The following is a 26,441-nucleotide window of genomic DNA, read 5'->3' on the forward strand; positions in this document are numbered from 1 at the left end:
ATGTTGAAAAAAGAGTATTTAAAAAACCCTTATTTAGTTTTGTTTGCGATGATTATATTAGCTTATGTTTTTAGTGTATTTTGCAGGTTTTATTGGGTTTGGTGGGCAAGTGAGTTTAACGAGTATTTTTTCAATAATCAGTTAATGATCATTTCAAATGATGGCTATGCTTTTGCTGAGGGCGCAAGAGATATGATAGCAGGTTTTCATCAGCCTAATGATTTGAGTTATTATGGATCTTCTTTATCCGCGCTTACTTATTGGCTTTATAAAATCACACCTTTTTCTTTCGAAAGTATCATTTTATATATGAGTACTTTTTTATCTTCTTTGGTGGTGATTCCTATTATTTTACTAGCTAATGAATATAAACGTCCTTTAATGGGCTTTGTAGCTGCTCTTTTAGCAAGTATAGCAAACAGTTATTATAATCGCACTATGAGTGGGTATTATGATACGGATATGCTGGTAATTGTTTTACCTATGTTTATTTTATTTTTTATGGTAAGAATGATTTTAAAAAAAGACTTTTTTTCATTGATTGCCTTGCCGTTATTTATAGGAATTTATCTTTGGTGGTATCCTTCAAGTTATACTTTAAATGTAGCTTTAATTGGACTTTTTTTAATTTATACGCTTATTTTTCATAGAAAAGAAAAGATTTTTTATATAGCTGTGATTTTATCTTCTCTTACTCTTTCAAATATAGCATGGTTTTATCAAAGTGCCATTATAGTAATACTTTTTGCTTTATTTGCTTTAGAGCAAAAACGCTTAAATTTTATGATTATAGGAATTTTAGGTAGTGCAACTTTGATATTTTTGATTTTAAGTGGTGGGGTTGATCCCATACTTTATCAGCTTAAATTTTATATTTTTAGAAGTGATGAAAGTGCGAATTTAACGCAGGGCTTTATGTATTTTAATGTCAATCAAACCATACAAGAAGTTGAAAATGTAGATCTTAGCGAATTTATGCGAAGAATTAGTGGCAGTGAAATTGTTTTTTTGTTTTCTTTATTTGGTTTTGTATGGCTTTTGAGAAAATATAAAAGTATGATTATGGCTTTACCTATATTGGTGCTTGGGTTTTTAGCCTTAAAAGGGGGGCTTAGATTTACCATTTATTCTGTACCTATAATGGCTTTAGGATTTGGTTTTTTATTGAGCGAGTTTAAGGCTATATTGGTTAAAAAATATAGCCAATTAACTTCAAATATTTGTATTATTTTTGCAACTATTTTGACTTTAACTCCAGTATTTATCCATATTTACAACTACAAAGCACCAACAGTTTTTTCTCAAAATGAAGCATCATTATTAAATCAATTAAAAAATATAGCCAATAGAGAAGATTATGTGGTAACTTGGTGGGATTATGGTTATCCTGTGCGTTATTATAGCGATGTGAAAACTTTAGTAGATGGTGGAAAGCATTTAGGCAAGGATAATTTTTTCCCTTCTTTTGCTTTAAGCAAAGATGAACAAGCTGCAGCTAATATGGCAAGGCTTAGTGTAGAATATACAGAAAAAAGCTTTTATGCTCCGCAAAATGATATTTTAAAAACAGACATTTTACAAGCTATGATGAAAGATTATAATCAAAGCAATGTGGATTTGTTTCTAGCTTCATTATCAAAACCTGATTTTAAAATCGATATACCAAAAACTCGTGATATTTATCTTTATATGCCCGCTAGAATGTCTTTGATTTTTTCTACGGTGACTAGTTTTTCTTTTATTAATTTAGATACAGGAGTTTTGGATAAACCTTTTACCTTTAGCACAGCTTATCCACTTGATGTTAAAAATGGAGAAATTTATCTTAGCAACGGAGTGGTTTTAAGCGATGATTTTAGAAGTTTTAAAATAGGTGATAATGTGGTTTCTGTAAATAGTATCGTAGAGATTAATTCTATTAAACAAGGTGAATACAAAATCACTCCAATTGATGATAAGGCTCAGTTTTATATTTTTTATTTAAAAGATAGTGCTATTCCTTACGCACAATTTATTTTAATGGATAAAACCATGTTTAATAGTGCTTATGTGCAAATGTTTTTTTTAGGAAATTATGATAAGAATTTATTTGACTTGGTGATTAATTCTAGAGATGCTAAGGTTTTTAAACTTAAAATTTAAGGGTTGAAAATGAGAATAGGATTTTTATCACATGCAGGAGCAAGTATTTATCATTTTAGAATGCCTATTATAAAAGCATTAAAAGATAGAAAAGATGAAGTTTTTGTTATAGTGCCACAAGATGAATACACACAAAAACTTAGAGATCTTGGCTTGAAAGTAATTGTTTACGAGCTTTCAAGAGCTAGTTTAAATCCTTTTGTGGTTTTAAAGAATTTTTTTTATCTTGCTAAGGTTTTGAAAAATTTAAATCTTGATCTTATTCAAAGTGCGGCACACAAAAGCAATACCTTTGGAATTTTAGCAGCAAAATGGGCAAAAATTCCTTATCGTTTTGCCTTAGTAGAAGGCTTGGGATCTTTTTATATAGATCAAGGTTTTAAGGCAAATTTAGTGCGTTTTGTTATTAATAATCTTTATAAATTAAGTTTTAAATTTGCACACCAATTTATTTTTGTCAATGAAAGTAATGCTGAGTTTATGCGGAATTTAGGGCTTAAGGAAAATAAAATTTGTGTGATAAAATCCGTAGGGATCAATTTAAAAAAATTTTTTCCTATTTATGTAGAATCGGAAAAAAAAGAGCTTTTTTGGAAAAATTTAAACATAGATAAAAAACCCATTGTGCTTATGATAGCAAGAGCTTTATGGCATAAAGGTGTAAAAGAATTTTATGAAAGTGCTGCTATGCTAAAAGACAAAGCAAATTTTGTTTTAGTTGGTGGAAGAGATGAAAATCCTTCTTGTGCAAGTTTGGAGTTTTTAAACTCGGGTGTGGTGCATTATTTGGGTGCTAGAAGTGATATAGTCGAGCTTTTACAAAATTGTAATATTTTTGTTTTGCCAAGCTATAAAGAAGGCTTTCCTGTAAGTGTTTTGGAGGCAAAAGCTTGTGGTAAGGCTATAGTGGTAAGTGACTGCGAAGGTTGTGTAGAGGCTATTTCTAATGCTTATGATGGACTTTGGGCAAAAACAAAAAATGCTAAGGATTTAAGCGAAAAAATTTCACTTTTATTAGAAGATGAAAAATTAAGATTAAATTTAGCTAAAAATGCCGCCCAAGATGCTTTACAATACGATGAAAATAATATCGCACAGCGTTATTTAAAACTTTATGATAGGGTAATTAAGAATGTATGAAAAAGTTTTTAAAAGAATTTTTGATTTTATTTTAGCTTTAGTGCTTTTAGTGCTTTTTTCTCCGGTGATTTTAATCACTGCTTTGCTTTTAAAAATCACTCAAGGAAGTGTGATTTTTATTCAAAATCGCCCTGGGTTAGATGAAAAAATTTTTAAAATTTATAAATTTAAAACCATGAGCGATGAAAGAGATGAGAAGGGTGAGTTATTAAGCGATGAACTTCGCTTAAAAGCTTTTGGAAAAATTGTTAGAAGCTTAAGTTTGGATGAGCTTTTGCAACTTTTTAATGTCTTAAAAGGGGATATGAGTTTTGTGGGGCCTAGACCTCTTTTGGTTGAGTATTTACCCCTTTACAATGAAGAGCAAAAATTGCGTCATAAAGTGCGTCCAGGTATAACAGGATGGGCGCAGGTAAATGGCAGAAATGCTATTTCTTGGCAGAAAAAATTCGAACTTGATGTGTATTATGTGAAAAATATTTCTTTTTTGCTTGATTTAAAAATCATGTTTTTAACAGCCTTAAAGGTTTTAAAACGAAGTGGGGTAAGCAAAGAAGGCCATGTTACAACAGAGAAATTTAATGGCAAGAACTGAAAAAATTTATATTTATGGTGCTAGTGGTCATGGGCTTGTTTGTGAAGATGTGGCTAAAAATATGGGTTATAAAGAATGTATTTTTTTAGATGATTTTAAAGGAATGAAATTTGAAAGCACCTTGCCTAAGTATGATTTTTTTATAGCCATAGGAAACAATGAAATTCGAAAAAAGATTTATCAAAAAATTTCAGAAAATGGCTTTAAAATCGTTAATCTTATTCATAAAAGCGCGCTTATAAGTCCTAGTGCAAGTGTGGAAGAAAATGCAGGAATTTTAATCATGCCTTATGTAGTAGTTAATGCTAAAGCCAAAATAGAAAAAGGCGTGATTTTAAATACTTCAAGTGTGATTGAACATGAATGCATGATAGGGGAATTTTCTCATGTGAGTGTGGGGGCTAAATGTGCAGGTAATGTAAAAATCGGTAAAAATTGTTTTTTAGGGATTAATTCTTGTGTTTTGCCTAATTTAAGCTTAGCAGATGATAGTATTTTGGGTGGTGGAGCAACTTTGGTTAAAAGTCAAGATGAAAAAGGTGTTTTTGTGGGAGTGCCTGCAAAAAGAAAAATATGAAATGATTATAAAAAGATTTTTGTTTGATTCTTTGTAAATTTTTTTAGGTAAAATAGAGTCAATTTATAAAAATTTTGTTTTATACAAAGGATAAATCATGAGATTTTTTCTTTCTCCTCCGCATATGGGCGGCAATGAATTAAAATACATAGAAGAAGTTTTCAAAAGTAATTATATAGCACCTTTGGGTGAATTTGTAAATCGCTTTGAACAAAGTGTAAAAGATTATAGCAAAAGTGAAAATGCCTTAGCTTTAAATTCGGCTACAGCGGCTTTGCATTTAGCTTTAAGGGTGGCGGGGGTAAAACAAGATGATATTGTTTTGGCTTCTTCTTTTACTTTTATCGCTTCAGTAGCACCTATTTGTTATCTTAAAGCAAAACCTGTATTTATAGATTGTGATGAAACTTATAATATCGATGTAGATTTGTTAAAGCTTGCTATTAAAGAATGTGAAAAAAAACCAAAAGCATTGATTTTAACTCATCTTTATGGTAATGCTGCAAAAATGGATGAAATTGTTGAAATTTGCAAAGAAAATGACATTGTTTTAATCGAAGATGCTGCCGAAGCTTTAGGAAGTTTTTATAAGAATAAAGCTTTAGGAACTTTTGGAGAATTTGGAGCTTATTCTTATAATGGTAATAAAATCATCACCACTTCAGGTGGAGGTATGCTTATAGGAAAAAATAAAGAAAAGATTGAAAAGGCAAGATTTTACAGCACTCAAGCAAGGGAAAATTGTTTGCATTATGAACATTTAGATTATGGTTATAATTACCGTTTAAGCAATGTTTTAGGAGCTATTGGTGTAGCGCAAATGGAGGTTTTAGAGCAAAGAGTGCTTAAAAAAAGAGAAATTTATGAGTGGTATAAAGAATTTTTAGGAGAGCATTTTAGCTTTTTAGATGAGTTAGAAAATTCAAGAAGTAATCGTTGGTTAAGTACAGCTTTGATTGATTTTGATAAAAATGAACTTAATGCTTGTCAAAAAGATATAAATATCAGTCAAAAAAATATTACTTTGCATCCAAAAATTTCAAAACTCATAGAAGATTTGAAAAATGAACAAATAGAAACAAGACCATTATGGAAAGCTATGCACACTCAAGAAGTATTTAAAGGAGCTAAGGCTTATCTTAATGGCAATAGTGAGTTATTTTTCCAAAAAGGAATTTGTTTGCCAAGTGGTACAGCGATGAGTAAAGATGATGTTTATGAAATTTCAAAACTGATCTTAAAGAGCATAAAGGCTTAAAATGATTTTTTATAAAAGCAAAAGATTAGCATTTTTTTTAACTTCAGATATTGTTTTAATTTTACTTAGTGTTTATCTGGCTTTTTCTTTGAGATTTAGTGGAGATATTCCGAGTATTTTTTATCATGGTATGATGGTTTCTGCTATTATTTTGCTTATTTTAAAACTTTCATTTTTGTTTATTTTTAGAATTTATAAAGTAGCTTGGAGATTTTTTTCTCTCAATGAAGCAAGAAAAATTTTTATTGCTTTGCTTTTAGCTGAGTTTTGTTTTTTTCTTATTTTTTATTTTTTTAGTGATTTTTTTAATCCTTTTCCAAGAAGTGCTATTGTGATAGATTTTGTTCTTTCTTATATGTTTATAGGTACTTTAAGAATTAGCAAAAGAATGCTTGTGGATTTTAAACCTTCTAGAATGAAAGAAGAAGAAACTCCTTGTATTGTAGTAGGGGCAACTTCTAAGGCATTGCATTTGTTAAAAGGTGCAAAAGAAGGTTCTTTGGGACTTTTTCCTGTGGGTGTGGTTGATGCGAGAAAAGAGCTTATAGGGACTTATTGTGATAAATTTGTTGTAGAAGAAAAAGAAAAAATAAAATCTTATGTAGAACAAGGGGTAAAAACTGCCATTATTGCTTTAAGACTTGAACAAGAAGAGCTTAAAAAACTTTTTGAAGAACTTGTAGCTTATGGTATTTGCGATGTAAAAATATTTTCTTTTACAAGAAACGAAGCAAGAGATATTAGTATAGAAGACTTGCTTGCTAGAAAACCAAAAGATTTAGACGATAGTGCTGTGGCAGCTTTTTTAAAAGACAAGGTAGTTTTGGTAAGTGGGGCAGGTGGAACTATAGGCAGTGAACTTTGTAAACAATGTATTAAATTTGGCGCTAAGCATCTTATTATGGTTGATCATAGTGAGTATAATCTTTATAAGATCAATGATGATTTAAATTTATATAAAGAAAAAATTACTCCTATTTTACTGAGTATTTTAGATAAGCAAAGTTTAGATGAGGTATTAAAAACTTATAAACCTGAGCTTATTTTACATGCAGCCGCCTATAAACATGTGCCTCTTTGTGAACAAAATCCACATTCAGCAGTAATTAATAATATTTTAGGAACTAAAATTTTATGTGACAGTGCTAAAGAAAATAAAGTAGCTAAATTTGTGATGATAAGTACAGATAAAGCAGTGCGACCAACAAATATTATGGGTTGCACTAAGAGAGTTTGCGAGCTTTATACTTTAAGTATGAGTGATGAAAATTTTGAAGTTGCTTGTGTGCGTTTTGGTAATGTTTTAGGTTCTAGTGGTAGTGTGATACCGAAATTTAAAGCACAAATTGCCAATAATGAGCCTTTAACTTTAACACATCCTGATATAGTGCGTTATTTTATGCTTGTGGCTGAGGCAGTGCAACTTGTTTTACAAGCTGGAGCTATCGCAAAAGGGGGAGAACTTTTTGTTTTGGATATGGGTAAGCCTGTGAAAATCATAGATTTAGCTAAAAAAATGCTTTTGCTTTCTAATCGCAATGATTTAGAAATTAAAATCACAGGCTTAAGAAAAGGTGAGAAGCTTTATGAAGAGCTTTTAATTGATGAAAATGATGCTAAAACGCAATATGAGAGTATTTTTGTAGCAAAGAATGAGAAGGTTGATCTTGATTGGCTTAATAAAGAGATAGAAAATTTACAAATATGTGAAGATATTTCAGAGGCTTTATTAAAGATTGTACCTGAATTTAAACACAATAAAGAAGGTGTATAATGTATATAAAAGATATACAAAGATTTGAAGATAATCGCTATCGTGCTAGAGCTTATATGAGTTATATTTTAACAAGAAATTTGCCTAATAAACTTCCTGATATTCACCTTGAAACGATTAAAATAGCTTTGGATAAAATAGCTCATGAAGTTGTTGTTTTTGATGCTTTGTATATTTTAGATATTTCAGGCATGCAAATAGAAAATGCGATTTCCTTAAATAAGGCTCATGAAATAGGACAGGGTGAGGATAGAAGTACTCGTTCTTATTTTTATAGAGCTGTAAAATTAAGACGATGTGTTTTGAGCGATCCTTATCCTTCAGTTTTAAACAACGAACTTTGCGTGACAGCTTCTATGCCAATTTACGATGATAAAAATAACTTACTTTTTGTTGTTTGTATTGATATCAAGCTTGAAGATATTTTAAAGATTATTCAAGCAGGAAAATTTGAGTTTGTTTTTACTCAATTTAGTCGTTTGGTATATTTTTGTTTCGCACTAGTTTTATTTGTGATTACTTGTTTTTTATTTCAAAAAGGTTTTTTTAGTCTTTTTGATAATCAAGCTATAGGTATAGAACATATGTTTGAAAGTACTATTGCTATAACTTTAGCTTTGGCCATTTTTGATTTGGCAAAAACTTTGATCGAACAAGAAGTATTAGGAAGGACAAAAAAAGAAGAAGGTGGAATTCAAAAAACTATGGTGAGATTTTTAGGTTCTATTATCATTGCTTTGGCCATAGAAGCTTTGATGTTGGTATTTAAACTTGCTATTGGTGATCTTTCTCAGATGATTTATGCGATTTATCTTATCGGTGGAGTGAGCTTGCTTCTTTTAGGTTTAAGTGTATATTTATTTACGGTTAAGTATAAAAATAATAATATTTGAGTAAAAATTTAAGTAAAAGATGATATAATGCTGTTTTTTAAAATTTTTTAGCTTGATTAATAAGGCTAAAAAGGGTAAAATAAAACTATAAAAACTTTGAAAGGACGAAATTGTGAAATTGTTAGTTGTTGATGACAGTTCTACTATGAGAAGGATTATTAAAAATACCCTAACAAGACTTGGACACGATGATGTTTTAGAAGCCGAGCATGGCGTTGAAGCTTGGGATTTATTAACTAAAAATGAAGATGTAAAAGTTTTAATTACAGATTGGAATATGCCAGAAATGAATGGCTTGGAGTTGGTAAAAAAAGTAAGAGCAGAGAAAAAATATGAAGATATGCCTATTATCATGGTTACAACTGAGGGCGGAAAAGCTGAAGTGATTACTGCTTTAAAAGCTGGCGTAAACAACTATATTGTAAAACCTTTTACTCCACAAGTTTTAAAGGAAAAACTTGAAGATGTTTTAGGAACAGGAAGTGGAGAAGGTGCAGCTGAGTAAAGGCTGATTTTTAAAATTCTAAATGCAAAAAAAATATTACGAATTGTTCTTTATTGTAGAAGAGCGGTATAAAAATTTATTTCTTGATTTTGCTTTTGATTTAGGTATAGAAGCCATAGAAGAGAAAGATAATGGTGTTTACATTAGATCCCATGAGAGTTTAGAAGAGCTTTCATGGGCACTTGAAATATTTGCTCAAAAACTTACAACTACTTTCAATTTAAACCGCAAAATTATTTCTAATTTAAGTCTTGTAGAGAAAGAAAACAAGGACTGGATACAAGAATATAAAAAAGGCATAAAACCTATTTTAGTGGATAATATTTACATCCATACTACTTGGCAAGAAGAAAAAAAGAATTGTATAAATATAAAGATTAATCCAGCCTTAGCCTTTGGCTCAGGACATCACGAAAGCACATATTCTTGTGTAAAATTTTTACAAAAATTTTCTAAAAGTAAATTAAGAGCTTTAGATCTTGGTTGTGGTAGTGGAATTTTGGGTATTATTATGGCAAAGTTTGGCTGTAATGTTGAAATTTGTGATACTGATGAGTTGGCTATTGATAGTTCTTTGGAAAATGCAAGATTAAATGGTGTCGATTTTCACAAGGCTTGGTGTGGATCTATAGATAAAGCAAATGGTTTATATAATCTAATTGTTGCAAATATCATTGCAGATGTGATTTTAATTTTAGAAAAAGATATTAAAAACCATTTAGAAGATAATGCTATACTTATTTTGTCAGGAATTTTAGATAAATATTCAACAAGAATTAAAGAAAAATTTCAAGATTTGAAACTCATTGATGAAATGCAAATCAATGAGTGGTGTAGTTTTGTATATAAAAATAATAAAAAGGATAAGCAATGAATAATAATACCCCAAATAATAAGGGTAATCCGCAGGGCAATAATTTTTTTAACAAAAATCCCATTTTTATTTTTGCGATTTTTGCAATTGTAATGATAATTATTTTTAAGGGATTTTTTGATGGCAATGGTTCTTTTGGCGGGGCATTGAATGGCAATGAAGTAAATAAAAATGTCCCTTATTCTGAGTTAAAAAAGCTTATTGAAAGTGGACAAATCAATCAAGTTAGCATAGGACAAACAACAATCAAAGCGATTTCAAGCTCTCACAATACTGTTTATACGGCAAAAAAAGTTAATGATCCTGAGCTTGTGAGTTTACTAGATAGTAAAAATATCGCTTATGGTGCGTATTCTGAAACAAATTGGTTTACAGATATACTTTTTTCATGGGTTTTGCCAGTATTTATTTTCTTTGGTATTTGGATGTTTTTGGCAAGTCGTATGCAAAAAAATATGGGAAGTTCTATATTGGGTATAGGAAGTTCTAAGAAGCTTGTAAATTCAGAAAAACCTAAAGTAAAATTTAGCGATGTAGCTGGTGTTGAAGAAGCTAAAGAAGAAGTAAAAGAAATTGTAGATTTTTTAAAGTATCCTGAAAGATATATTAAATTGGGAGCTAAAATTCCAAAAGGGCTTTTACTTGTTGGGCCTCCAGGTACAGGAAAAACTTTGCTTGCAAAAGCAGTTGCAGGTGAAGCTGATGTGCCGTTTTTTAGTGTTTCAGGTTCTTCTTTTATAGAAATGTTTGTGGGTGTAGGTGCTTCTCGTGTGAGAGATTTGTTTGAAAATGCAAAAAAAGAAGCTCCCGCTATTGTTTTTATAGATGAAATAGATGCTATTGGTAAAAGTCGTGCAGCAAGTGGCATGATGGGTGGAAACGATGAAAGAGAACAAACTTTAAATCAGCTTTTGGCTGAAATGGATGGCTTTGGGACAGAAAGTTCCCCAGTTATTGTTTTAGCAGCAACAAATCGCCCAGAAGTTTTAGATGCAGCGCTTTTAAGACCAGGAAGGTTTGATAGACAAGTTTTAGTTGATAAACCTGATTTTAAAGGTAGGTGTGATATTTTAAAAGTGCACATGAAAGATGTCAAAATTTCCCCAAAAGTTAAGGTAGAAGACATAGCACGCTTAACCGCAGGGCTTGCAGGAGCTGATCTTGCAAATATTATTAATGAAGCGGCACTTTTAGCAGGTAGGGATTCTAAAAAATATGTAGAACAAAATGATTTAGTTGAAGCTGTTGAAAGAGCTATAGCAGGACTTGAGAAGAAATCACGTCGTATTAATGAAAAAGAAAAGAAAATTGTTACTTATCATGAATGCGGTCATGCTTTAATCGCTGAAACTACCAAAGGTGCAAAACGTGTAAGTAAGGTTTCTGTGATTCCGCGTGGTCTTGCGGCTTTAGGTTATACTTTAAATACTCCTGAGGAAAATAAATTTTTAATGCAAAAACATGAACTTATCGCTGAAGTAGATGTACTTTTGGGTGGTCGTGCAGCTGAAGAAGTGTTTATAGGTGAAATTTCAACGGGTGCAAGTAATGATTTAGAAAGAGCAACCGATATTATAAAAGCTATGATTTCTATGTATGGTATGAGTGAAATTGCAGGACTTATGGTGCTTGAAAAACAAAGAAATACTTTCTTAAGTGGTGGACAAACCATAAAAGATTATTCTGAAAAGATGGCAGAATCTTTAGATGATTATGTAAAGAAAACCTTAGATGAACGCTATAAAGATGTTAAAGATACTTTAAATACTTATAAGGGAGCGATTGAGACTATGGTTGCAGCCCTTTATGAAGAAGAAACTATTGAAGGTAATAAAGTGCGTGAGATTATTAAAGAGTTTGAGGATCAAAATAGTCTACCAACTCGTTTACAAGAACTCGAAGAAGTTAAAACTGAAGTTAAAGTAGAAGAATGAAAGATTTTATTGCAAAAGATGGATATTTAAGTCTTATTATTTTAAGCTTGATTTTTATTTTTGTGTGGATTTTTTATTCTTTTTCCATCTTGCTATTAGCATTAATTGTAATTTGTATTTTTCTTTTTAGAGCGCCCAAAAGAGAACTTGTTTGTAGTGATGAAAAAGCTATTTTTGCACCTATGGATGGTAGGGTTACTAAAATAGAAAATATTCATCATAAAGATTTGGGTGAATGTGTTGAAATTACTATTAAAAATGCTCTTTATGATGCTGGGAATTTTAATACACCTTTTGCAATGTCTATAATAGATATTCGTTTACGACATGGGCTTTTTTTGTGCAGTGAATTAAAATCTGCAAAAATGATGAATGAAAGAGCTTTTATTTTGGCAAAAGTTAAAGAGAATAAAACAATAGCCTTGCGAATCTATGCAGGTTCTTTTGATAGAAAATTAAAGCTCGATAATATTTCTCATGATTTAAAAGCAGGAGATAGAATGGGTTTTTTAATCAATGGCTCTATAAGTTTACTTTTACCAAAAGATACTAGAATTCATATAGGCTTAAATGATGAAATTAAAGCAGGTTCATTGTTGGGCTATTTTGCGTAAGGAAAAATAATGAATAACAGACCGCAACTAATTTATATTTTACCCAATCTTTTTACAGCTGCTTCAGCTTTTTTAGGGGTTATTTCTATTATAGCTTCAATACATGGAAATTATTATACAGCTTTGATTTATATTATTTTATCTTTGATTTGCGATGGGCTTGATGGCCGTGTTGCAAGACTTACAAATTCTACTTCAAAATTTGGAGTAGAATTTGATTCTTTAGCTGATCTAGTAGCTTTTGGAGTTGCTCCAGCGGTTCTTTTTTATATGGCTATAGGTTATGATTTTGGAAAGCTTGGATCTTTGATTACGGCTTTTTTTGTGGTTTTTGGAGCTATTCGTTTGGCGAGATTTAATGTTACCACAGGCACTTATGAACCTTCTGTTTTTATAGGTCTTCCTATACCTACTGCAGCAGTTGTGAGTGCTATATGGACTTATGCGTTTATTAGTTATGATTTTTTAAAGCCTTATGGTGTAGTTTTTTTGGTGCTTCAAGCAATTTTAGGGCTTTTAATGGTAAGTAATATACGCTATCCTAGCTTTAAAAAGCTTGATTTTAATCGTTCTAGTGTTTTAAAAGTTTTGATTATTTTAATTATAATATTTTCATTTTTATATCTTTATCCTCTTGAAAGTTTAGTAATTTTAGCAAGCTTGTATGTGCTTTATGGAATTATTCGGGTTTTATATACCATTATTGTTTCAAAATTTAAGATAAGAAATCAAGAGTAAAATTTTTCAATGACTTCGCATTCTTCTTGAGTGAAGCCAGCTTTGATTCTTGCTTGAATGTTAAGTTTTTTTCCTGCAAGAGAGAATTGTTTAAACGTTTTACAAAGCTCGATAAAATCATACTTGTTTTGATTTGCAAATTTCCACCAAGTATCTCCTTTTTTAACGTGTTTTATTTCATCATTAAGTATAATTTCAAGATATTCCATTAAAAGATTTTTAATGGAATGATTGGAACTTTGAAGTTTTTGAACAACAAAGGGGTTGGCATCAAGCCCTTTAGCTTCTAAACCTCTATGAACTATTCCCATTCTAAAGCTTAAAGAGTCTTTTGTAGCTTCTAGAGCAGATTCTAAATTATCATGCACTGGAAAATCTCCATATTTGTAACCAAGTTCTTCAAGTGCTGAATTTAAAAGTTTGAAATGTTTAATTTCCTCATCTGCCACCTCCAGCCAATCGTAATAAAATTGCAAAGGTAGATTTTTAAAGCGATAACTCGCATCTAAAGCCAGGTTAATTGCATTAAATTCTATATGAGCGACTGAATGAATTATTTTAGCAAGCGCATGAGTTGAATTGAGAAATTTAGGCCTTCTTATACGCGTAGGATGAAGCAAGGTAATTTGTTGCGATGTATTTTTTTTGAAAATGCTTTGATGCTCGTGATTAAAAATAAATTTGTGGCTTTTAAAGTCTTCATAAAAATTTTGAAAAGAGTGAAATTTTATAGTTATATTTTTTTCATATAAAATATCTTGAAGTTCTTGAAAAAATTCTTTTTGCATTTAAAACTTTCTTGAAAATTATAAAAATTTATCATTTAAAATTGAAATTTTAATTATATAATATAAAAATTATTTTACAAGGGCAGATCATGAAAGAATTAAATGAAGAAGAAAAAAAAGTAATTTTAAATAAAGGAACAGAAGCTCCTTTTAGTGGGAAATATAATGATTTTTATGAAAAAGGAATCTATCAATGCAAGCAATGTGGAGCTTCGCTTTATAAATCCGAAGATAAATTTAAATCAGGTTGCGGATGGCCTAGCTTTGATGATGAAATAAAAGGGGCTATTAAAAGAATTCCTGATAAAGATGGGATTAGAACCGAGATTGTATGTGCAAACTGCAATGGACATTTAGGTCATGTTTTTGAAGGAGAAGGATTTTCTGCTAAAAATGTAAGACATTGTGTAAATTCTATTTCTTTGGAATTTGTAAAAACTAAGGATTGATAGTGTTTTCTAGTATGGGTTCTGAGCTTTATTTGATGTTTTTTGCTGCAATTACTTTACTTGCCATATTAAATCCTTTTGGTAATTTAACTCAATTTTTGGCTATGAGTGATGGATTGCCTTTAATGCTTCGAAAAAAACTTTTTAGAACTATTCTCTATACAGCTTTTACTATAGTTTTGGTATTTTTATTATCAGGACCTTTATTTATGAACTATATTTTTAGAGTTTCATTAGATGATTTAAGGGTTTCTGGTGGTTTGGTTCTTATTATAATGGCTATTAAAAATTTACTTTTTTCAACAAAAATTGCAACTAAGGATTTTAGTTCTTATCAGGATATGGATGATAAGGAAATTTTAAGACAGAGTTTAATACCTATGGCATTTCCTATGCTTGTTGGGCCTGGAACTTTAGCTAGTATTATCGTTATAGCCGAAGATGGTGGGCTTGATGTTGCTCTTGGCGGAGTAATGATAGCTTTTATTTTTATGTTTATACTTTTTCATTTTGCAGCTACTATAGAAAAAATAGTTGGAAAATTGATTTTGCATGTTTTTTCTCGTATAGCACAAGTATTTATTGCTGCTATGGGGTTTAAGATGATTATTGTAGGTTTAAAAGATATATTTAACTTATAAATTAATATAATTTTAAGTAAATAATACTATATAAATATGATATAATTTTAAAATAATTTATTATTAAAAAGGTGAGTTTTATGTTTGGTGCTAAGAAAAACAATACTGAAATAATTGAACAACTTGAAAAAAAGTGTAATGGTTTAGGAGATATTTTAAGATCTATTGGGAATACTATGGCGGTAATTGAATTTACCACCGATGGCGTTATTTTAGAGGCAAATCAAAATTTTTTAACAACTATGAAATACTCCCTTTCAGAGATTAAGGGTAAGCATCATAGTATGTTTTGTTTGCCTGAAGTTGTTAATTCTTCAGCATATAGTGATTTTTGGAAAGATTTAAGAGATGGAAAAGCTAGAACTGGTCTTTTTAGACGTATAGCTAAGGGAGGGATAGATGTTTATTTAGAAGCAAATTATCTTCCAATTAGTGATAATAATGGTCATGTTTATAAAATTATTAAATTTGCCAATGATATAACTCAAAGACATTATGAAATGCTTGATCTTAGAAATACTATTGCTGCTGCTAATCGTTCTATGGCTATTATTGAATTTAAACCTGATGGGACTATTATTACGGCTAATGAAAATTTTTTAAGAACTATGGATTTTAATATTGATGAGATTAAAGGAAAGCATCATAGTATGTTCTGTGATTCTAATTATAGACACTCTAAGGACTATGTTCAATTTTGGGAAGATTTAAGAGAGGGTAAATTTCAATCAGGTAAATATATAAGATACGGAAGAAATAATAAAAAAGTATACCTTGAAGCAAGTTATAATCCGGTTAAAAATGATGATGGAAAAATTTACAAGGTTATTAAATTTGCTACAGATATAAGCGAACAAGTTAAAAAAGATCAAGAAAAACTTCGCCTCATAAGCGAACTTGCAGAAAAAAATGATAATCTTACTCAAGATGGAGATCGTGTAATTGAAAACACTGTTTCAAATGTTCAGAATATTGCTGATATGATGTCTCAAAGTTCAAATCTTGTTTCCTCATTAAATCAACAATCAGATGAAATTAAATCTATTATTCAGACTATTAGTGATATTGCTGATCAGACTAATCTGCTTGCTTTAAATGCTGCTATTGAGGCAGCACGTGCTGGTGAACATGGTAGAGGTTTTGCTGTTGTTGCTGATGAAGTAAGAAATTTAGCTGAAAGAACAGGGCATTCAGTTAATGAAATTACCACTACGATTAATTCTATTCGTAATGTTACATCACAAGTGGTTGAGAGTATTAAAAGCGGTTTAGAGGATGTTAATCAGAGTGTTGAACTTGCAAAAGAAGCAAGAGAATGTATGGAGAAAATTCGTGAAAGCTCTGCTGAAGTTGCTAAAGCAATGTCATAAGCGTGATTTTCACGCTTATTTTTTAAGTCATTAAATCTTTAAAATTTTTAAAACCACTTTCTTGATTGCATTTTTCTTTTAAAATATTTAAAAATTCTTTCCTAGAAATATTATGAGCACCCATGAATTCTAAATGTTGGTTATAAACTTGACAATCTATGATAAAATCATAAGGTTTTAATAAATCACAAAGTTTAATCATGGCAACTTTAGATGCATTTTTTTTAATGCTTACCATACTTTCACCAAAGAAAACCTTTCCTAAAATTAAACCATAAATTCCACCTATAAGTTCATTATTTTCATAAAGTTCAAGGCTATGCGCATAGCCTTGGGTAAATAACTTATAATAAGTGGTAATAAATTCATCATCTATCCAGCTTTGAGAGCGTGTATCGCGACATAATGTAATTAATTTTAAAAAATCATAATCAAGTTTAATTTGATAGAGATTAATAAATTTTTTCATATTTTTTTGGATGTGAATTTGATTTGGAATTAAAATGCATCTAGGATCTGGACACCACCAAGTTACAGGTTTACTTGTCCATGGGAATAGACCAAAAGTATAAGCTTTTACAATAAAATCAGCTTCTAAATTTTGACTTAAAAATACAGGAGCATTTTTAGGTGCATTGAGTAATTTAGAATATAAATTCGAGCTTTCCATTTTTACCAAGTTTGATTTTAGCTATACCGCCTTTTTTAAGCTTTCCGAATAAAATTTCATCACTGATTTTTTCTCCTATCTCCTCAGAAATTATGCGTTTTAAAAGCCTTACTCCAAATTCTTTATTATAGGCTTTTTTAGCTAAATAAATTTTAGCTTTATCATCCGCTGATAATTTTATATTATTTAAATTTTTAGAAATTTCATCAAGTTCTTTTTCGATAATTTTAACAAGTATAGCATCGTTTAAATCATTAAAATGTAAAATTTTATCAATGCGATTAATAAATTCTGGAGCAAAAAAGTCTTTGATAGCACGATTACTTTTTTCTTCATTTTTACTTAAAAAACCAAGCTCATTGCTTTCTTTAAGTCCTAGATTAGATGTCATAATAATGATTGTATTTTTAAAATCTACTTTAAGACCGCTATTGTCGGTGAGCTCGGCATTGTCAAAAATCTGTAAAAAGGTATTGCTTAAATCAGGATGAGCCTTTTCTATTTCGTCAAAAAGAACAAGACTGAAAGGATTTTTGCGAATAGCATTGCTTAAAAGTCCACCCTCTTCAAAACCTATATATCCAGCTGGAGATCCTATTAGTTTACTTATAGCATGTTTTTCTGCATATTCACTCATATCAAAGCGTTCTAAATTTAAACCTAAAAATTCAGCTAAAGCTTTGCAAAGTTCTGTTTTTCCAACTCCACTTGATCCAGTAAACAAAAACACTCCGCGTGGTGTATTGGAATTTTTAAATCCTGCGAAACTTTGCTTAAGTGATGAAACAAGGCTATCTATAACTTCATCTTGGCCAAAAATTTTTGCTTTTAAATTTGTTTTTAAATTCATTAAAGCTTTATTTTGATCGAATTCAAACATTTTGTGATGGTGGGTCATTTTTGCTAAAACATTTTCTAAATCTTTTAAATTGGCATTTTTTCTAGCTTTTGGATTTAAAGCAAAAGAAGCACCAAGTTCATCGATCAGATCTATAGCACAATCAGGTAAAAATTTATCATTAAAAAATTTTTTACCCCAAATTACAGCATATTGAAGAATTTCATCGTTTAATTTTATATGATGAAATTCTTCATATTTGTTTTTTAATCCTTTCAGAATTTGCAAGCTTTCTTCTTGGCTTGGTTCATCTACATTTATTTTAGCAAAACGGCGACTTAGGGGTTTATTTTTATCAAAAGTATTTTTATATTCCATAAAAGTTGTTGCACCTATGCATTTTAAAGTTCCATTGCTTAAAGCTGGTTTTAAAAGATTGGAAAAATCAGTATGAGATTCTCCTGTGCCTCCAGCTCCTACTATAGTGTGAATTTCATCAATAAATAAAATAGCATTCGGTATTTTCTCAAGTTCATTTAAAATTTCTTTAATTCGTTTCTCAAAATCTCCACGGTATTTTGTTCCCGCAAGTATACTAGCCATATCAAGACTAAAAATTTTTGCATTTTGTAAGTTTTTAGGCACCTTTTTTTCCGCAATAGCCAATGCTAATCCTTCTACAATGGCCGTTTTGCCAACTCCTGCTTCTCCTACTAAAATAGGATTATTTTTCTTGCGACGTGAAAGAATTTGCATCATTCTTTCAAGTTCAAATTTTCTTCCTATTAAAGGATCAATCTTGCCATTTTGAGCTAAAAGTGTTAAATCACTTGTGTGGTTGCTTAAATTTTGTATATTTTCATGATTTTGAAGTTCTTGAATTTTGTTAAGATTTATGTTGTGTTTTTTTAAGAGATAGCTAGAATAACTTCTTGAATCCTGTATGAGCTTTTCTAAAAAATCTATAATTTTAATTTCATTATTTTTATTTTTAGATGAAAGTAAGATTTCATCTAAAACAACAGATATTGTAGGTTCTATTTCTTGTTTAATAACTTGATTGTTTTGAGAAATGTAATTTTTTAATTCGGTTTCTAGAAGCTCAAGATCTCCATCTGAAAATTCTTCAAATATATCCTTAAAATCAGTGCTTAGTTTTAGTAATGCAAACAGTACATGCTCACAGGTAACAAATTCATGATGGTTTATTAAGCTTAGATTTTTGGCATTATCAAGATATTTTTGTAAATTTTCTTGGTATTTCATTCTTCTTCTACCTTTGCTTGTAGTGGAAAATTAGCAAGTTTAGCCGCATCTATAACTTTTTTTTGTTTTGAAAGAGCTATTTCTTGAGTGTAAATGCCACAAATTCCAGAACCATTGTGATGAATTTCTAACATTGTTTGACTTGCTTTTTCAAGGTTTTGATGAAAAATATTCATCAAAATTTCTATGACAAAATCCATGGTTGTTACATCATCATTTAAGAGTATAACTTTATACATTTTTGGTTCACTAAGTTTTGTCTGCTCTAGAGTTTGGGTTTTTGGCATTATTTTCCTTTGTAGATTTTATTTAAATCTTCTTGCATGAGTTCTGTTGGAATTTTGCCAAGATAAAAATTTGTTGGAGCATTATTATTCCAGTAATCGCTTATTTTTTGATAAATTCCATTTTTTAAAACAACTTTAAAAGGAAGTTGCTCCATATTTTGATAGTCTATATCTTTTAAAATTTGAGCAATAATACGATCATTAGAACTGTCATTGCTTAGAAAATAGTAAGCACCATAATCATCCGCGAATTTTTTAACTGTTTCATCGCTAACATCTTCAAAATGTGTAAGTCCTATAATGATAAATTTGCTAGAATTATTTTTCCAAAGTTTGCTAAGATCTAAAGCTTCTTCTTTGCATGGGGTGCAAAAAGTGCCAAAAAAATCAAACATTAGAACTTTTCCTTCCTCTCCTTCTACCACAAAACCTTTATCTGTTCTTATTAAAGTTTTGCTTCCACCATTTACACTATTTAATACTATTTTATCTCCTTTGTGATACTCTTCAAACATAAAATCATTTTGAATTTCCTCTTCTTTGGAGCAAGCATTAAGAAAAAATGCTAAACTTATTAAAAATAGGGTTAAAATTTTTTTCATTTAATTTCCTTTATTTATAATTTTTCATAGCAGCTCTAGCTTCTAAATCGGCTTGCTTTTTCTTTAAAGTTTCACGCTTGTCGTGCAAATTTTTCCCTTTAGCTAAAGCAAGAGTGGCTTTTACTTTATTTTTTGTGTTAAAATAAAGATCTAATGCAACGATAGTATATCCTTCTATACTTACTTTACCTAATAATTTATCAATTTGCTTTCTATGCATTAAAAGCTTTCTAGCACCTCTTTCTTCGTGTTTATAGAAAGAATGTGTAGTGTGAAGCAATGAAATATGAGAATTAAGTAAAAAAATCTCATTTTTTATAATGCGAACAAAAGAGTCTTTAAGATTTGCTCTTCCTGCCCTTAAGGCTACAACTTCACTTCCCTTAAGGACAATTCCGGCTTCAAAGCGTTCTATGATGCTATAATCAAATAAAGCTTTTTTATTTCTCGCAATAATTTTCATCGATCAACCTTAAAAACACTACTACCGCTACCGCTTAGAAAAAAATCTTCTTGTAAGTAAAACTTCATTTTAGGATATAAAGTTGCACAAGGAGTAAATAAATCATTTAATTCTTTGTTTTTAAAGTTTTGTAACAACTCTTTTGTGCTGAGTTTTTTGTAGATTTGCGCTTGATTATTGTTTTTTTGAAAGTCAAATATTTTTCTATCAAATTCATCATAAACAGCTTTAGTTTGGCAAGATATTTGTGGAAAAGTCCATTTTAAATTAGGTATGTCATCTTCAAATTCTTTTATAATTTCACCACAGCCACTTACATTAGCAGAGTGAAAGCCACTTAAAAAAAAGGCAATATCACTTCCTAGTTGCATGCTTAAATTTATAAGTTCTTGCAGGTTTAATTTTAAATTTAGGGTTTCATTCATTAGCAGTAAAAAACTCGCACAATCGCTACTTCCACCGCCAAGTCCAGCACATACTGGGATATTTTTTGTGAGTTTTAGGCTTTTTTTGCTAAATAATTCTTTTAATTCGTTATTATATCTTTTAGAAAGTAGCAAATAAGCCTTTTGAATAATATTATTTTCGCATTTAAAATTACTAATGATTTCAAATTCTTTTTTAGAATCTGATTCTTTATCAATAAGCTCAAGCTCATCAAAAAGATCTTTTAAAAGTATAAATCGTGATTCTAAAAGATGATATTTTCTTGAGTCAAAACCGGTAAGTTTTAAAAAAATATTTGCTTTAGCGTAAGCTTTCATTTGATTAGTTTTTTGCTTAAGTCATCAAGTTTAATATCATTCTGAACAACAGAATGCAAATTTTCATCCTTTACTTGTTGAACAAGTTCTTTTCTAAGTATCATAAGGGATTTTGGAGCTTCTATACCTATTTTGGCATATCCTTTCCCTGTTTGAACGACTTTGATTTCTATACCTTCTCCGATAATTATACTTTCATTTTCTTTTCTTGATAATATTAACATTTTTCAACCTTATTTAGAAGATATTTTACTGTATTTTCTTTAATATTAATTATGCTAAAATATTTTTCTGTTTCAATATAATAATCTCCTTCATCATGAAATTCTAATTCTTCGACAAAAATTTTAGCACCATTTTCGAGTTTATTTAAATCCTTGATAAAATTTGGCTTTAGGTTAATGTATTTTAACACATTTAAGCTTTTCTCATTATTATAAACAAATTTGCCTTCTTTAATGCGCTCTAAAGAGCTTAAAGTCGCATTAATACCTAGTTTTCTAGCAAAAAGTTCACAATAAGATCTTATATAAGCACCTTCACTGACTGTGATTTCGATATTTAAAAAAGGATGATTATAGCTTAAAATCTTGCAATCAAATACTTCCATTTGGCAAGGTTTTAAATTTGCTTCTATACCTTTTTTTGCAAGTTCATAGGCGCGAGTTCCATTGATTCTTTTGGCACTAAATTGCGGTGGTGTATAGGAGATAATTCCTTGCATTTGATCAATGATTTGTTGTAAATTTGCAAGATCAAATTCTTTTATATTTTTAATTTCTTTTATATTTTGATCATCAAGACTTAAGGAGTAAACTCCAAGCCATAAAGTAGCTTTATAGGTTTTTGGAGTTTTTTTTAAAAAACGGAAAAGTTTTGTGTATTGTCCAAATGCAACGATTAAAACCCCTTTGGCGAAAGGATCAAGAGTGCCAGAATATCCTGCTTTTTTATTTTTATATTTTTTCTTTAAAGTACTTAAAAAGGCATTAGAACTCAAACCCCTTGGTTTAAAGGCTGTAAAGATCTTGTTCATACTGCTTTTTCCACAAAGCTTGCCATGATTACACGTATTATACCACCAAAATTAATATTAAGCTTTTCCTCTTTTCCGCTTTTATTAACTTCAACAACCCTGCCAATGCCAAAAATTTTATGTTTAACTAGATCTCCTTTGCAAAAACTAGTTTTTTGTATATTTTGATTTTTTGATTTTTCATTGATTAATTTACTTTCTTCTAAGAAGCGGCTAGGATTGATGCTTGCTCTTGAACCATGATAAAAACGAGAATTTGCAACACTTATTGTGAGAAATTTCTTGGCGCGAGTGATGGCAACATAAGCAAGACGGCGTTCTTCTTCGAGATTTTCTTCGCTATTTAAAGGAAAAAATCCTTCATCAAAGCCTATTATAAAAACATAATCAAATTCCAAACCTTTGCTAGCATGAATACTCATCAAGCAAACACATTCTTCATCTAAATTATCTTGATCACTTAATAAAGAAATTTCACTAAGTAGATCTTCTAAAGAAGCTTCGGGATCTTCTTTGAGTTTTTCTCTTAGATTAGCATAAAACTCATCAAGATTTCTGATTCTTTCATCTCCATCATCTTGCTCTGAAAAATAATCTTTGATTTTAAATAATTCTTCCATATTGTCAAAAACTTTTTTTGCATTATCGTAGCTTTTTAGAGTGTGAATATTTTGTATAAAAATATTTGCTTCATTTTGCGCTTTTTTTGTTGTTAAAATTCCTATACCGCCATCGCTTTCACATAAGGCATCAAAAAGTGAAATTTGACGTTTTTTTGCATATTCTTCTAAATTTTTTAAGGCTTTTTCCCCTATGGATCTTTTAGGGCGATTAATAATACGCCTAAATGACAAATCATCATTTGGATTTAAGATAAGTCTAAGATACGAGATTAAATCTTTTATTTCTAATCTCTCATAAAAACGCATACCGCTAAGCAGTTTATAAGAAATTTTTTCCTTCATAAATGCTTCTTCTATTGCTCTTGATAGTGCATTAACTCGAAATAAAACGGCGATCTCTTTAGCTTCTACTCCAGAATTTAGCAATTTTTTCACTTCTTGAGCGATATATAAACCTTCATGTTTTTCGTTTTCGTTTTTTAATATTTTAATATTTTCCCCAGTATCTTTAGTGCAGATTAAAGTTTTTCCAAGTCGTTGCTCATTGTGAGATATGAGATTATTTGCTGCTTGTAAAATAGTCCCTACTGAACGATAGTTTTGTTCAAGTTTTATAAGTTTAACATTTTTAAAATCGTTTTGAAAATTTAAAATATTTTCAATTTTTGCTCCACGCCAACTATAAATACTTTGATCATCATCACCAACAACTGTGATATTTTCATGCATACAACATAGATTTTTTAGAATTTTATATTGCAAGGTATTAGTATCTTGATACTCATCAACTGTAATGTAATTATAAAGTAAGCTTTGTTCTTTGGCAAAATTTATATCATTTTCTAAAATGAGATTGCTTAGCAATAAAAGATCATCAAAATCTACAAAATTTTGCTTTAATAAGTATTCTTCATAAGCACGGTAATAGTTGGCAAATTTGTATTCATTTTGATATTTTTCAAAATTATGTTCTTTTAGTAAATTTAAATCTTCAAAGACATTGCTTACTCTTTTGCCTTCATTTTTGCAATAAGATATGTATTTGATAATATCATAGACATTATCTTTGTTTTTATCATGGATTAAGTCTTTAATTATTTTTTTTGTATCATCTGTATCGATAACAATAAAACTATTTTTACGCTCCAATCTTTCAAAATGGAGTTTTAAAAATAAAAGTCCAAATTTATGAAAGGTGCAAAGCAAAGGATTGTGATTGCCTTGTAGAAAATTTAACGCTCTATGACGCATAACACTAGCTGCTTTATTTGTAAAAGTAAGAGTAAGAGTGTTATGCGAGGGGATGCCTACTTCACCGATAAGATAAGCAAGACGAGTGGTGATAGTTTTGGTTTTTCCACTACCTGCACCCGCTAGGATAAGCATAGCTCCATCAATGTGGCTTACTGCCTGTTTTTGACTATCATTTAAATCTTCAAATAGATTCATTTTTTGAAAATATCTTTATTTTTTGGATTATTTAAAAATATATTTTTAGATTTTTGTAAATTTTTACTATCTTCGCGTTTATAAAGGCTAAAATTAACAAATAAAATGCTATTTTCTATTTGAATTTGCGTGATAGCTCCTAAATCAACCTTTACAAAACTATCAAAATCATCATTTCCAAAACCTGCGTGAAATTGAATGGAATCTTTATTTAGTTGTATGGATTCAAAGGTGTATCCTCCAAGAGCAAAAAGAGCATAAGGATTTTGTTTAACATCAAGCTCTTTGGGAAGTTCAGGGTTAAAATCTATGAAATTTGTATTTGCAACTATGGAAAATTCTATATTTTCTTCTATAAGGTGTGAAATAACTTCATAGCAATGCTTTTGCATGGTATGGATAAAATTTTCATTTTTTAAGATTGTTTCTAGCATGATTGTAACTCCATAAATTCATTGATGAGTTTTTGAATTTCTTTTATGCCTATTTCCCAAAAATTTTCATCTTCTATATCAAAGCCAAACATTCCTACTAGTTCTTTTGGACTCACGCTTCCACCTAAAGAAAGCATTTTGATATAAAGTTCTTTAAAATTTTCACATTTTTTACTTTTGTAAAGTCCATAAAGAGCTAAAACTAAAAGTTGCGCATAAGCATAAGCATAGCAGTAAAAAGGAGAATGGATAAAATGAGGAATATAACTCCACCAAGAAGCATAATTTTTTGTAAGTTTTACGCTGTCTTGAAACATCTTTTGAGATTCTTCCATCCAAATTTTATTGATTTCTTCGGTGCTAAGTTCATTTTCTTGAGCATGTAAGCGTCTTTCAAAACAAGTAAAATTAATTTGTCTATAAAAAGTTGCAAAAATATCTTCGATTTTATTTGCATATAAAGATAGGAGTTCTTCTTTTTTTAACTTATCTTTAATAAAATCAAATACGAGCATTTCAGCAAAAACTGAAGCTGTTTCTGCGGTGGTTAAAGGCGTGTTTTGATTTAAATAGCTTACATTATAAGAAAGTTTTTGATGGATAGTGTGTCCTAATTCATGTGCAAGTGTAAAAAGATCGCGTCTTTTATTGGTGTAGTTTAATAAAACAAAAGGATGTGCATCAGAAGTTGCAGAGTGCGAAAAAGCACCCCCTTGTTTATTTTCTTGCGGATAAACATCAATCCAACCTTGATCAAAAGCATTTTTTGCTATATCATAAAATTGTGGAGAAAAAGCTTGAAATGCCTCTAAAACAATATTTTTACTTGTTTTAAAATCAAAACTTGCTTCTTTTCCTATGGGTGCATATCTGTCATAGTCTTTAAGCTCATCGTAGCCTAAAATTTGTTTTTTTCTTTTGTAAAATTGCGATACTAAGTTAAAATGTTTTTGCGCACTTGCTATTAAAGAATCAACGCTTTTTTGCGAAATTTGATTGCTGATATGTCTTGAAATTTCAGCATTTTCATAACCTCTTAATAAACTTATGTTTTTTCTTTCTGTTTTTATCATATTGATAATAAAACTTAAAAGTCTGCTATTTTTTTGCAAAACTTTACTGAATTTTTTAGCAGATTTTTTGCGTATTTTTCTATCTTCATCATACATTTTGCTTAGAATTTCTTCTTCGCTAAGTTTTTTACCTTCAAAAGAGATTTTTAAAGCGCTCATACTTTCATCAAAAAGTCTACTAAAAGCATTTGCACCTGTATTTGAAAGATAGAGTATAATGCGTTCTTCGTTTTTGCTAAGATTATAGCGTTTGTTTTGCAATAAATTAGAAAGATAAAAATCATAATCTTTGCAAAAAGTTGTAAATTCTTGACTTTTTTCAGGAGCTAACTCACAAAATTCAAGCTCGAAAAAGAGTAAATTTTCTTCTATTTTTTTGCATTCTTCTTCGTATTGTGCATAAAAAGAACCATTTTGAGTGTTTTTAGCAAAAAGCAAATAAGCATAAGTCATGATTTTGCCAAGAGCTTGATTTAAATTTTCATAATCTTTTAAAGCTTGCAAAAACTCATTAGCATTTAATGTATAAAGTTTATTTTCATAGTTTTTTTTGAAATTTAAACTTTGTTGGATTTGATCTTGTGTAAAATTTTTCAACGCTTCTTTATCAAGAAATAAAGCACTTAAGTCCCATTCTAACATTT

The 26,441-nt window shown here is 29.8% G+C and carries 27 protein-coding genes; 15 read left to right on the top strand and 12 right to left on the bottom strand.

Features of this window, described 5'->3' with window-relative positions; genetic code table 11:
- The 12 genes from pglB (at window position 1) to pssA (ending at window position 13,044) form a co-directional block, all read left to right on the top strand.
- Window positions 1-2,142, top strand: a complete 2,142-nt coding sequence (gene pglB, locus ELQ07_RS00875; RefSeq protein WP_134224612.1) for an undecaprenyl-diphosphooligosaccharide--protein glycotransferase — start codon at window positions 1-3, stop codon at window positions 2,140-2,142.
- A 9-nt stretch (window positions 2,143-2,151) separates the two neighbouring features.
- Window positions 2,152-3,282: a N,N'-diacetylbacillosaminyl-diphospho-undecaprenol alpha-1,3-N-acetylgalactosaminyltransferase gene (pglA, locus tag ELQ07_RS00880; protein ID WP_134224613.1), complete on the top strand. Its 1,131-nt coding sequence runs from the start codon at window positions 2,152-2,154 to the stop codon at window positions 3,280-3,282.
- Window positions 3,275-3,877, top strand: coding sequence for an undecaprenyl phosphate N,N'-diacetylbacillosamine 1-phosphate transferase (gene pglC / locus ELQ07_RS00885; RefSeq protein WP_002932689.1), 603 nt, complete (start codon window positions 3,275-3,277; stop codon window positions 3,875-3,877). The genes pglA and pglC overlap by 8 nt, the downstream gene beginning before the upstream one ends.
- A complete protein-coding gene (pglD, locus tag ELQ07_RS00890) occupies window positions 3,864-4,454 on the top strand; it encodes a UDP-N-acetylbacillosamine N-acetyltransferase (RefSeq protein WP_032598731.1) in 591 nt (196 codons plus the stop codon). Before pglC ends, pglD begins: the two co-directional genes overlap by 14 nt.
- Window positions 4,455-4,551: 97 nt before the next feature.
- Window positions 4,552-5,712, top strand: a complete 1,161-nt coding sequence (gene pglE / locus ELQ07_RS00895; protein ID WP_052785356.1) for a UDP-N-acetylbacillosamine transaminase — start codon at window positions 4,552-4,554, stop codon at window positions 5,710-5,712.
- Between the two features lies 1 nt (window position 5,713).
- Complete coding sequence (gene pglF, locus ELQ07_RS00900; RefSeq protein ID WP_052785357.1) at window positions 5,714-7,486, top strand: UDP-N-acetylglucosamine 4,6-dehydratase (configuration-retaining); 1,773 nt, start codon at window positions 5,714-5,716, stop codon at window positions 7,484-7,486.
- On the top strand, window positions 7,486-8,379 hold the full coding sequence (locus ELQ07_RS00905) for a PDC sensor domain-containing protein (protein WP_002932694.1): 894 nt from the start codon (window positions 7,486-7,488) through the stop codon (window positions 8,377-8,379). Before pglF ends, ELQ07_RS00905 begins: the two co-directional genes overlap by 1 nt.
- A gap of 112 nt (window positions 8,380-8,491) precedes the next feature.
- Window positions 8,492-8,884, top strand: a complete 393-nt coding sequence (locus ELQ07_RS00910) for a chemotaxis response regulator CheY (RefSeq protein WP_002866134.1) — start codon at window positions 8,492-8,494, stop codon at window positions 8,882-8,884.
- Window positions 8,885-8,906: 22 nt separating this feature from the next.
- Entirely contained in the window at window positions 8,907-9,758 is an 852-nt protein-coding gene (locus ELQ07_RS00915; RefSeq protein ID WP_070317070.1) for a 50S ribosomal protein L11 methyltransferase, read from the top strand.
- Window positions 9,755-11,692 carry an ATP-dependent zinc metalloprotease FtsH gene (ftsH, locus tag ELQ07_RS00920; RefSeq protein ID WP_002853468.1) on the top strand — a complete coding sequence of 646 codons (1,938 nt, stop codon included), beginning with the start codon at window positions 9,755-9,757 and terminating at the stop codon, window positions 11,690-11,692. Before ELQ07_RS00915 ends, ftsH begins: the two co-directional genes overlap by 4 nt.
- Entirely contained in the window at window positions 11,689-12,306 is a 618-nt protein-coding gene (locus ELQ07_RS00925) for a phosphatidylserine decarboxylase (RefSeq protein ID WP_002866132.1), read from the top strand. Before ftsH ends, ELQ07_RS00925 begins: the two co-directional genes overlap by 4 nt.
- 9 nt (window positions 12,307-12,315) lie before the next feature.
- Complete coding sequence (gene pssA / locus ELQ07_RS00930) at window positions 12,316-13,044, top strand: CDP-diacylglycerol--serine O-phosphatidyltransferase (RefSeq protein ID WP_002859122.1); 729 nt, start codon at window positions 12,316-12,318, stop codon at window positions 13,042-13,044.
- Here pssA and ELQ07_RS00935 read toward each other — a convergent pair.
- Window positions 13,035-13,832 (bottom strand): ferritin-like domain-containing protein, encoded by a 798-nt coding sequence (locus tag ELQ07_RS00935; RefSeq protein WP_088303572.1) that lies wholly within the window; start codon window positions 13,830-13,832, stop codon window positions 13,035-13,037. The genes pssA and ELQ07_RS00935 overlap by 10 nt on opposite strands.
- An 89-nt stretch (window positions 13,833-13,921) precedes the next feature.
- Here ELQ07_RS00935 and ELQ07_RS00940 point away from each other — a divergent pair, with 89 nt between their 5' ends.
- The 3 genes from ELQ07_RS00940 (at window position 13,922) to cetZ (ending at window position 16,292) form a co-directional block, all read left to right on the top strand.
- Window positions 13,922-14,281, top strand: coding sequence for a methionine-R-sulfoxide reductase (locus tag ELQ07_RS00940; protein ID WP_002853613.1), 360 nt, complete (start codon window positions 13,922-13,924; stop codon window positions 14,279-14,281).
- A 14-nt stretch (window positions 14,282-14,295) separates the two neighbouring features.
- Window positions 14,296-14,922: a MarC family protein gene (locus tag ELQ07_RS00945; RefSeq protein ID WP_079862154.1), complete on the top strand. Its 627-nt coding sequence runs from the start codon at window positions 14,296-14,298 to the stop codon at window positions 14,920-14,922.
- Window positions 14,923-15,002: 80 nt separating this feature from the next.
- Window positions 15,003-16,292, top strand: a complete 1,290-nt coding sequence (gene cetZ, locus ELQ07_RS00950) for an energy taxis response protein CetZ (RefSeq protein ID WP_053869652.1) — start codon at window positions 15,003-15,005, stop codon at window positions 16,290-16,292.
- Between the two features lie 22 nt (window positions 16,293-16,314).
- On the opposite strand, the gene aat is transcribed toward cetZ, so the two are convergent.
- Genes aat through ELQ07_RS01005 form a run of 11 tightly spaced genes read right to left on the bottom strand, consistent with a single transcriptional unit; the run spans window position 16,315 to window position 26,439 of the window.
- Window positions 16,315-16,962: a leucyl/phenylalanyl-tRNA--protein transferase gene (gene aat / locus ELQ07_RS00955; RefSeq protein WP_002932715.1), complete on the bottom strand. Its 648-nt coding sequence runs from the start codon at window positions 16,960-16,962 to the stop codon at window positions 16,315-16,317.
- Complete coding sequence (locus ELQ07_RS00960; RefSeq protein WP_088303570.1) at window positions 16,937-19,066, bottom strand: AAA family ATPase; 2,130 nt, start codon at window positions 19,064-19,066, stop codon at window positions 16,937-16,939. The genes aat and ELQ07_RS00960 overlap by 26 nt, the downstream gene beginning before the upstream one ends.
- Entirely contained in the window at window positions 19,063-19,353 is a 291-nt protein-coding gene (locus ELQ07_RS00965; RefSeq protein ID WP_002856038.1) for an ATP-dependent Clp protease adaptor ClpS, read from the bottom strand. Before ELQ07_RS00965 ends, ELQ07_RS00960 begins: the two co-directional genes overlap by 4 nt.
- On the bottom strand, window positions 19,353-19,955 hold the full coding sequence (locus ELQ07_RS00970; protein ID WP_088303569.1) for a TlpA disulfide reductase family protein: 603 nt from the start codon (window positions 19,953-19,955) through the stop codon (window positions 19,353-19,355). The genes ELQ07_RS00965 and ELQ07_RS00970 overlap by 1 nt, the downstream gene beginning before the upstream one ends.
- A gap of 10 nt (window positions 19,956-19,965) precedes the next feature.
- Window positions 19,966-20,418 (bottom strand): SsrA-binding protein SmpB, encoded by a 453-nt coding sequence (smpB, locus tag ELQ07_RS00975; RefSeq protein WP_002852861.1) that lies wholly within the window; start codon window positions 20,416-20,418, stop codon window positions 19,966-19,968.
- A complete protein-coding gene (locus ELQ07_RS00980) occupies window positions 20,415-21,182 on the bottom strand; it encodes a 4-(cytidine 5'-diphospho)-2-C-methyl-D-erythritol kinase (protein WP_096702653.1) in 768 nt (255 codons plus the stop codon). Before ELQ07_RS00980 ends, smpB begins: the two co-directional genes overlap by 4 nt.
- Window positions 21,179-21,406 carry a carbon storage regulator CsrA gene (gene csrA / locus ELQ07_RS00985; RefSeq protein WP_002852854.1) on the bottom strand — a complete coding sequence of 76 codons (228 nt, stop codon included), beginning with the start codon at window positions 21,404-21,406 and terminating at the stop codon, window positions 21,179-21,181. The genes ELQ07_RS00980 and csrA overlap by 4 nt, the downstream gene beginning before the upstream one ends.
- Window positions 21,400-22,218 (bottom strand): tRNA pseudouridine(55) synthase TruB, encoded by an 819-nt coding sequence (gene truB, locus ELQ07_RS00990; RefSeq protein WP_134224614.1) that lies wholly within the window; start codon window positions 22,216-22,218, stop codon window positions 21,400-21,402. Before truB ends, csrA begins: the two co-directional genes overlap by 7 nt.
- Window positions 22,215-24,290 carry a 3'-5' exonuclease gene (locus tag ELQ07_RS00995; RefSeq protein ID WP_088303565.1) on the bottom strand — a complete coding sequence of 692 codons (2,076 nt, stop codon included), beginning with the start codon at window positions 24,288-24,290 and terminating at the stop codon, window positions 22,215-22,217. Before ELQ07_RS00995 ends, truB begins: the two co-directional genes overlap by 4 nt.
- Complete coding sequence (locus tag ELQ07_RS01000; RefSeq protein ID WP_088303564.1) at window positions 24,287-24,724, bottom strand: hypothetical protein; 438 nt, start codon at window positions 24,722-24,724, stop codon at window positions 24,287-24,289. The genes ELQ07_RS00995 and ELQ07_RS01000 overlap by 4 nt, the downstream gene beginning before the upstream one ends.
- On the bottom strand, window positions 24,718-26,439 hold the full coding sequence (locus ELQ07_RS01005; protein WP_134224615.1) for a M3 family oligoendopeptidase: 1,722 nt from the start codon (window positions 26,437-26,439) through the stop codon (window positions 24,718-24,720). The genes ELQ07_RS01000 and ELQ07_RS01005 overlap by 7 nt, the downstream gene beginning before the upstream one ends.
- Window positions 26,440-26,441: the final 2 nt, after the last annotated feature.

This window comes from Campylobacter sp. US55 (assembly GCF_004378955.1).
GTDB lineage: Bacteria > Campylobacterota > Campylobacteria > Campylobacterales > Campylobacteraceae > Campylobacter_D > Campylobacter_D jejuni.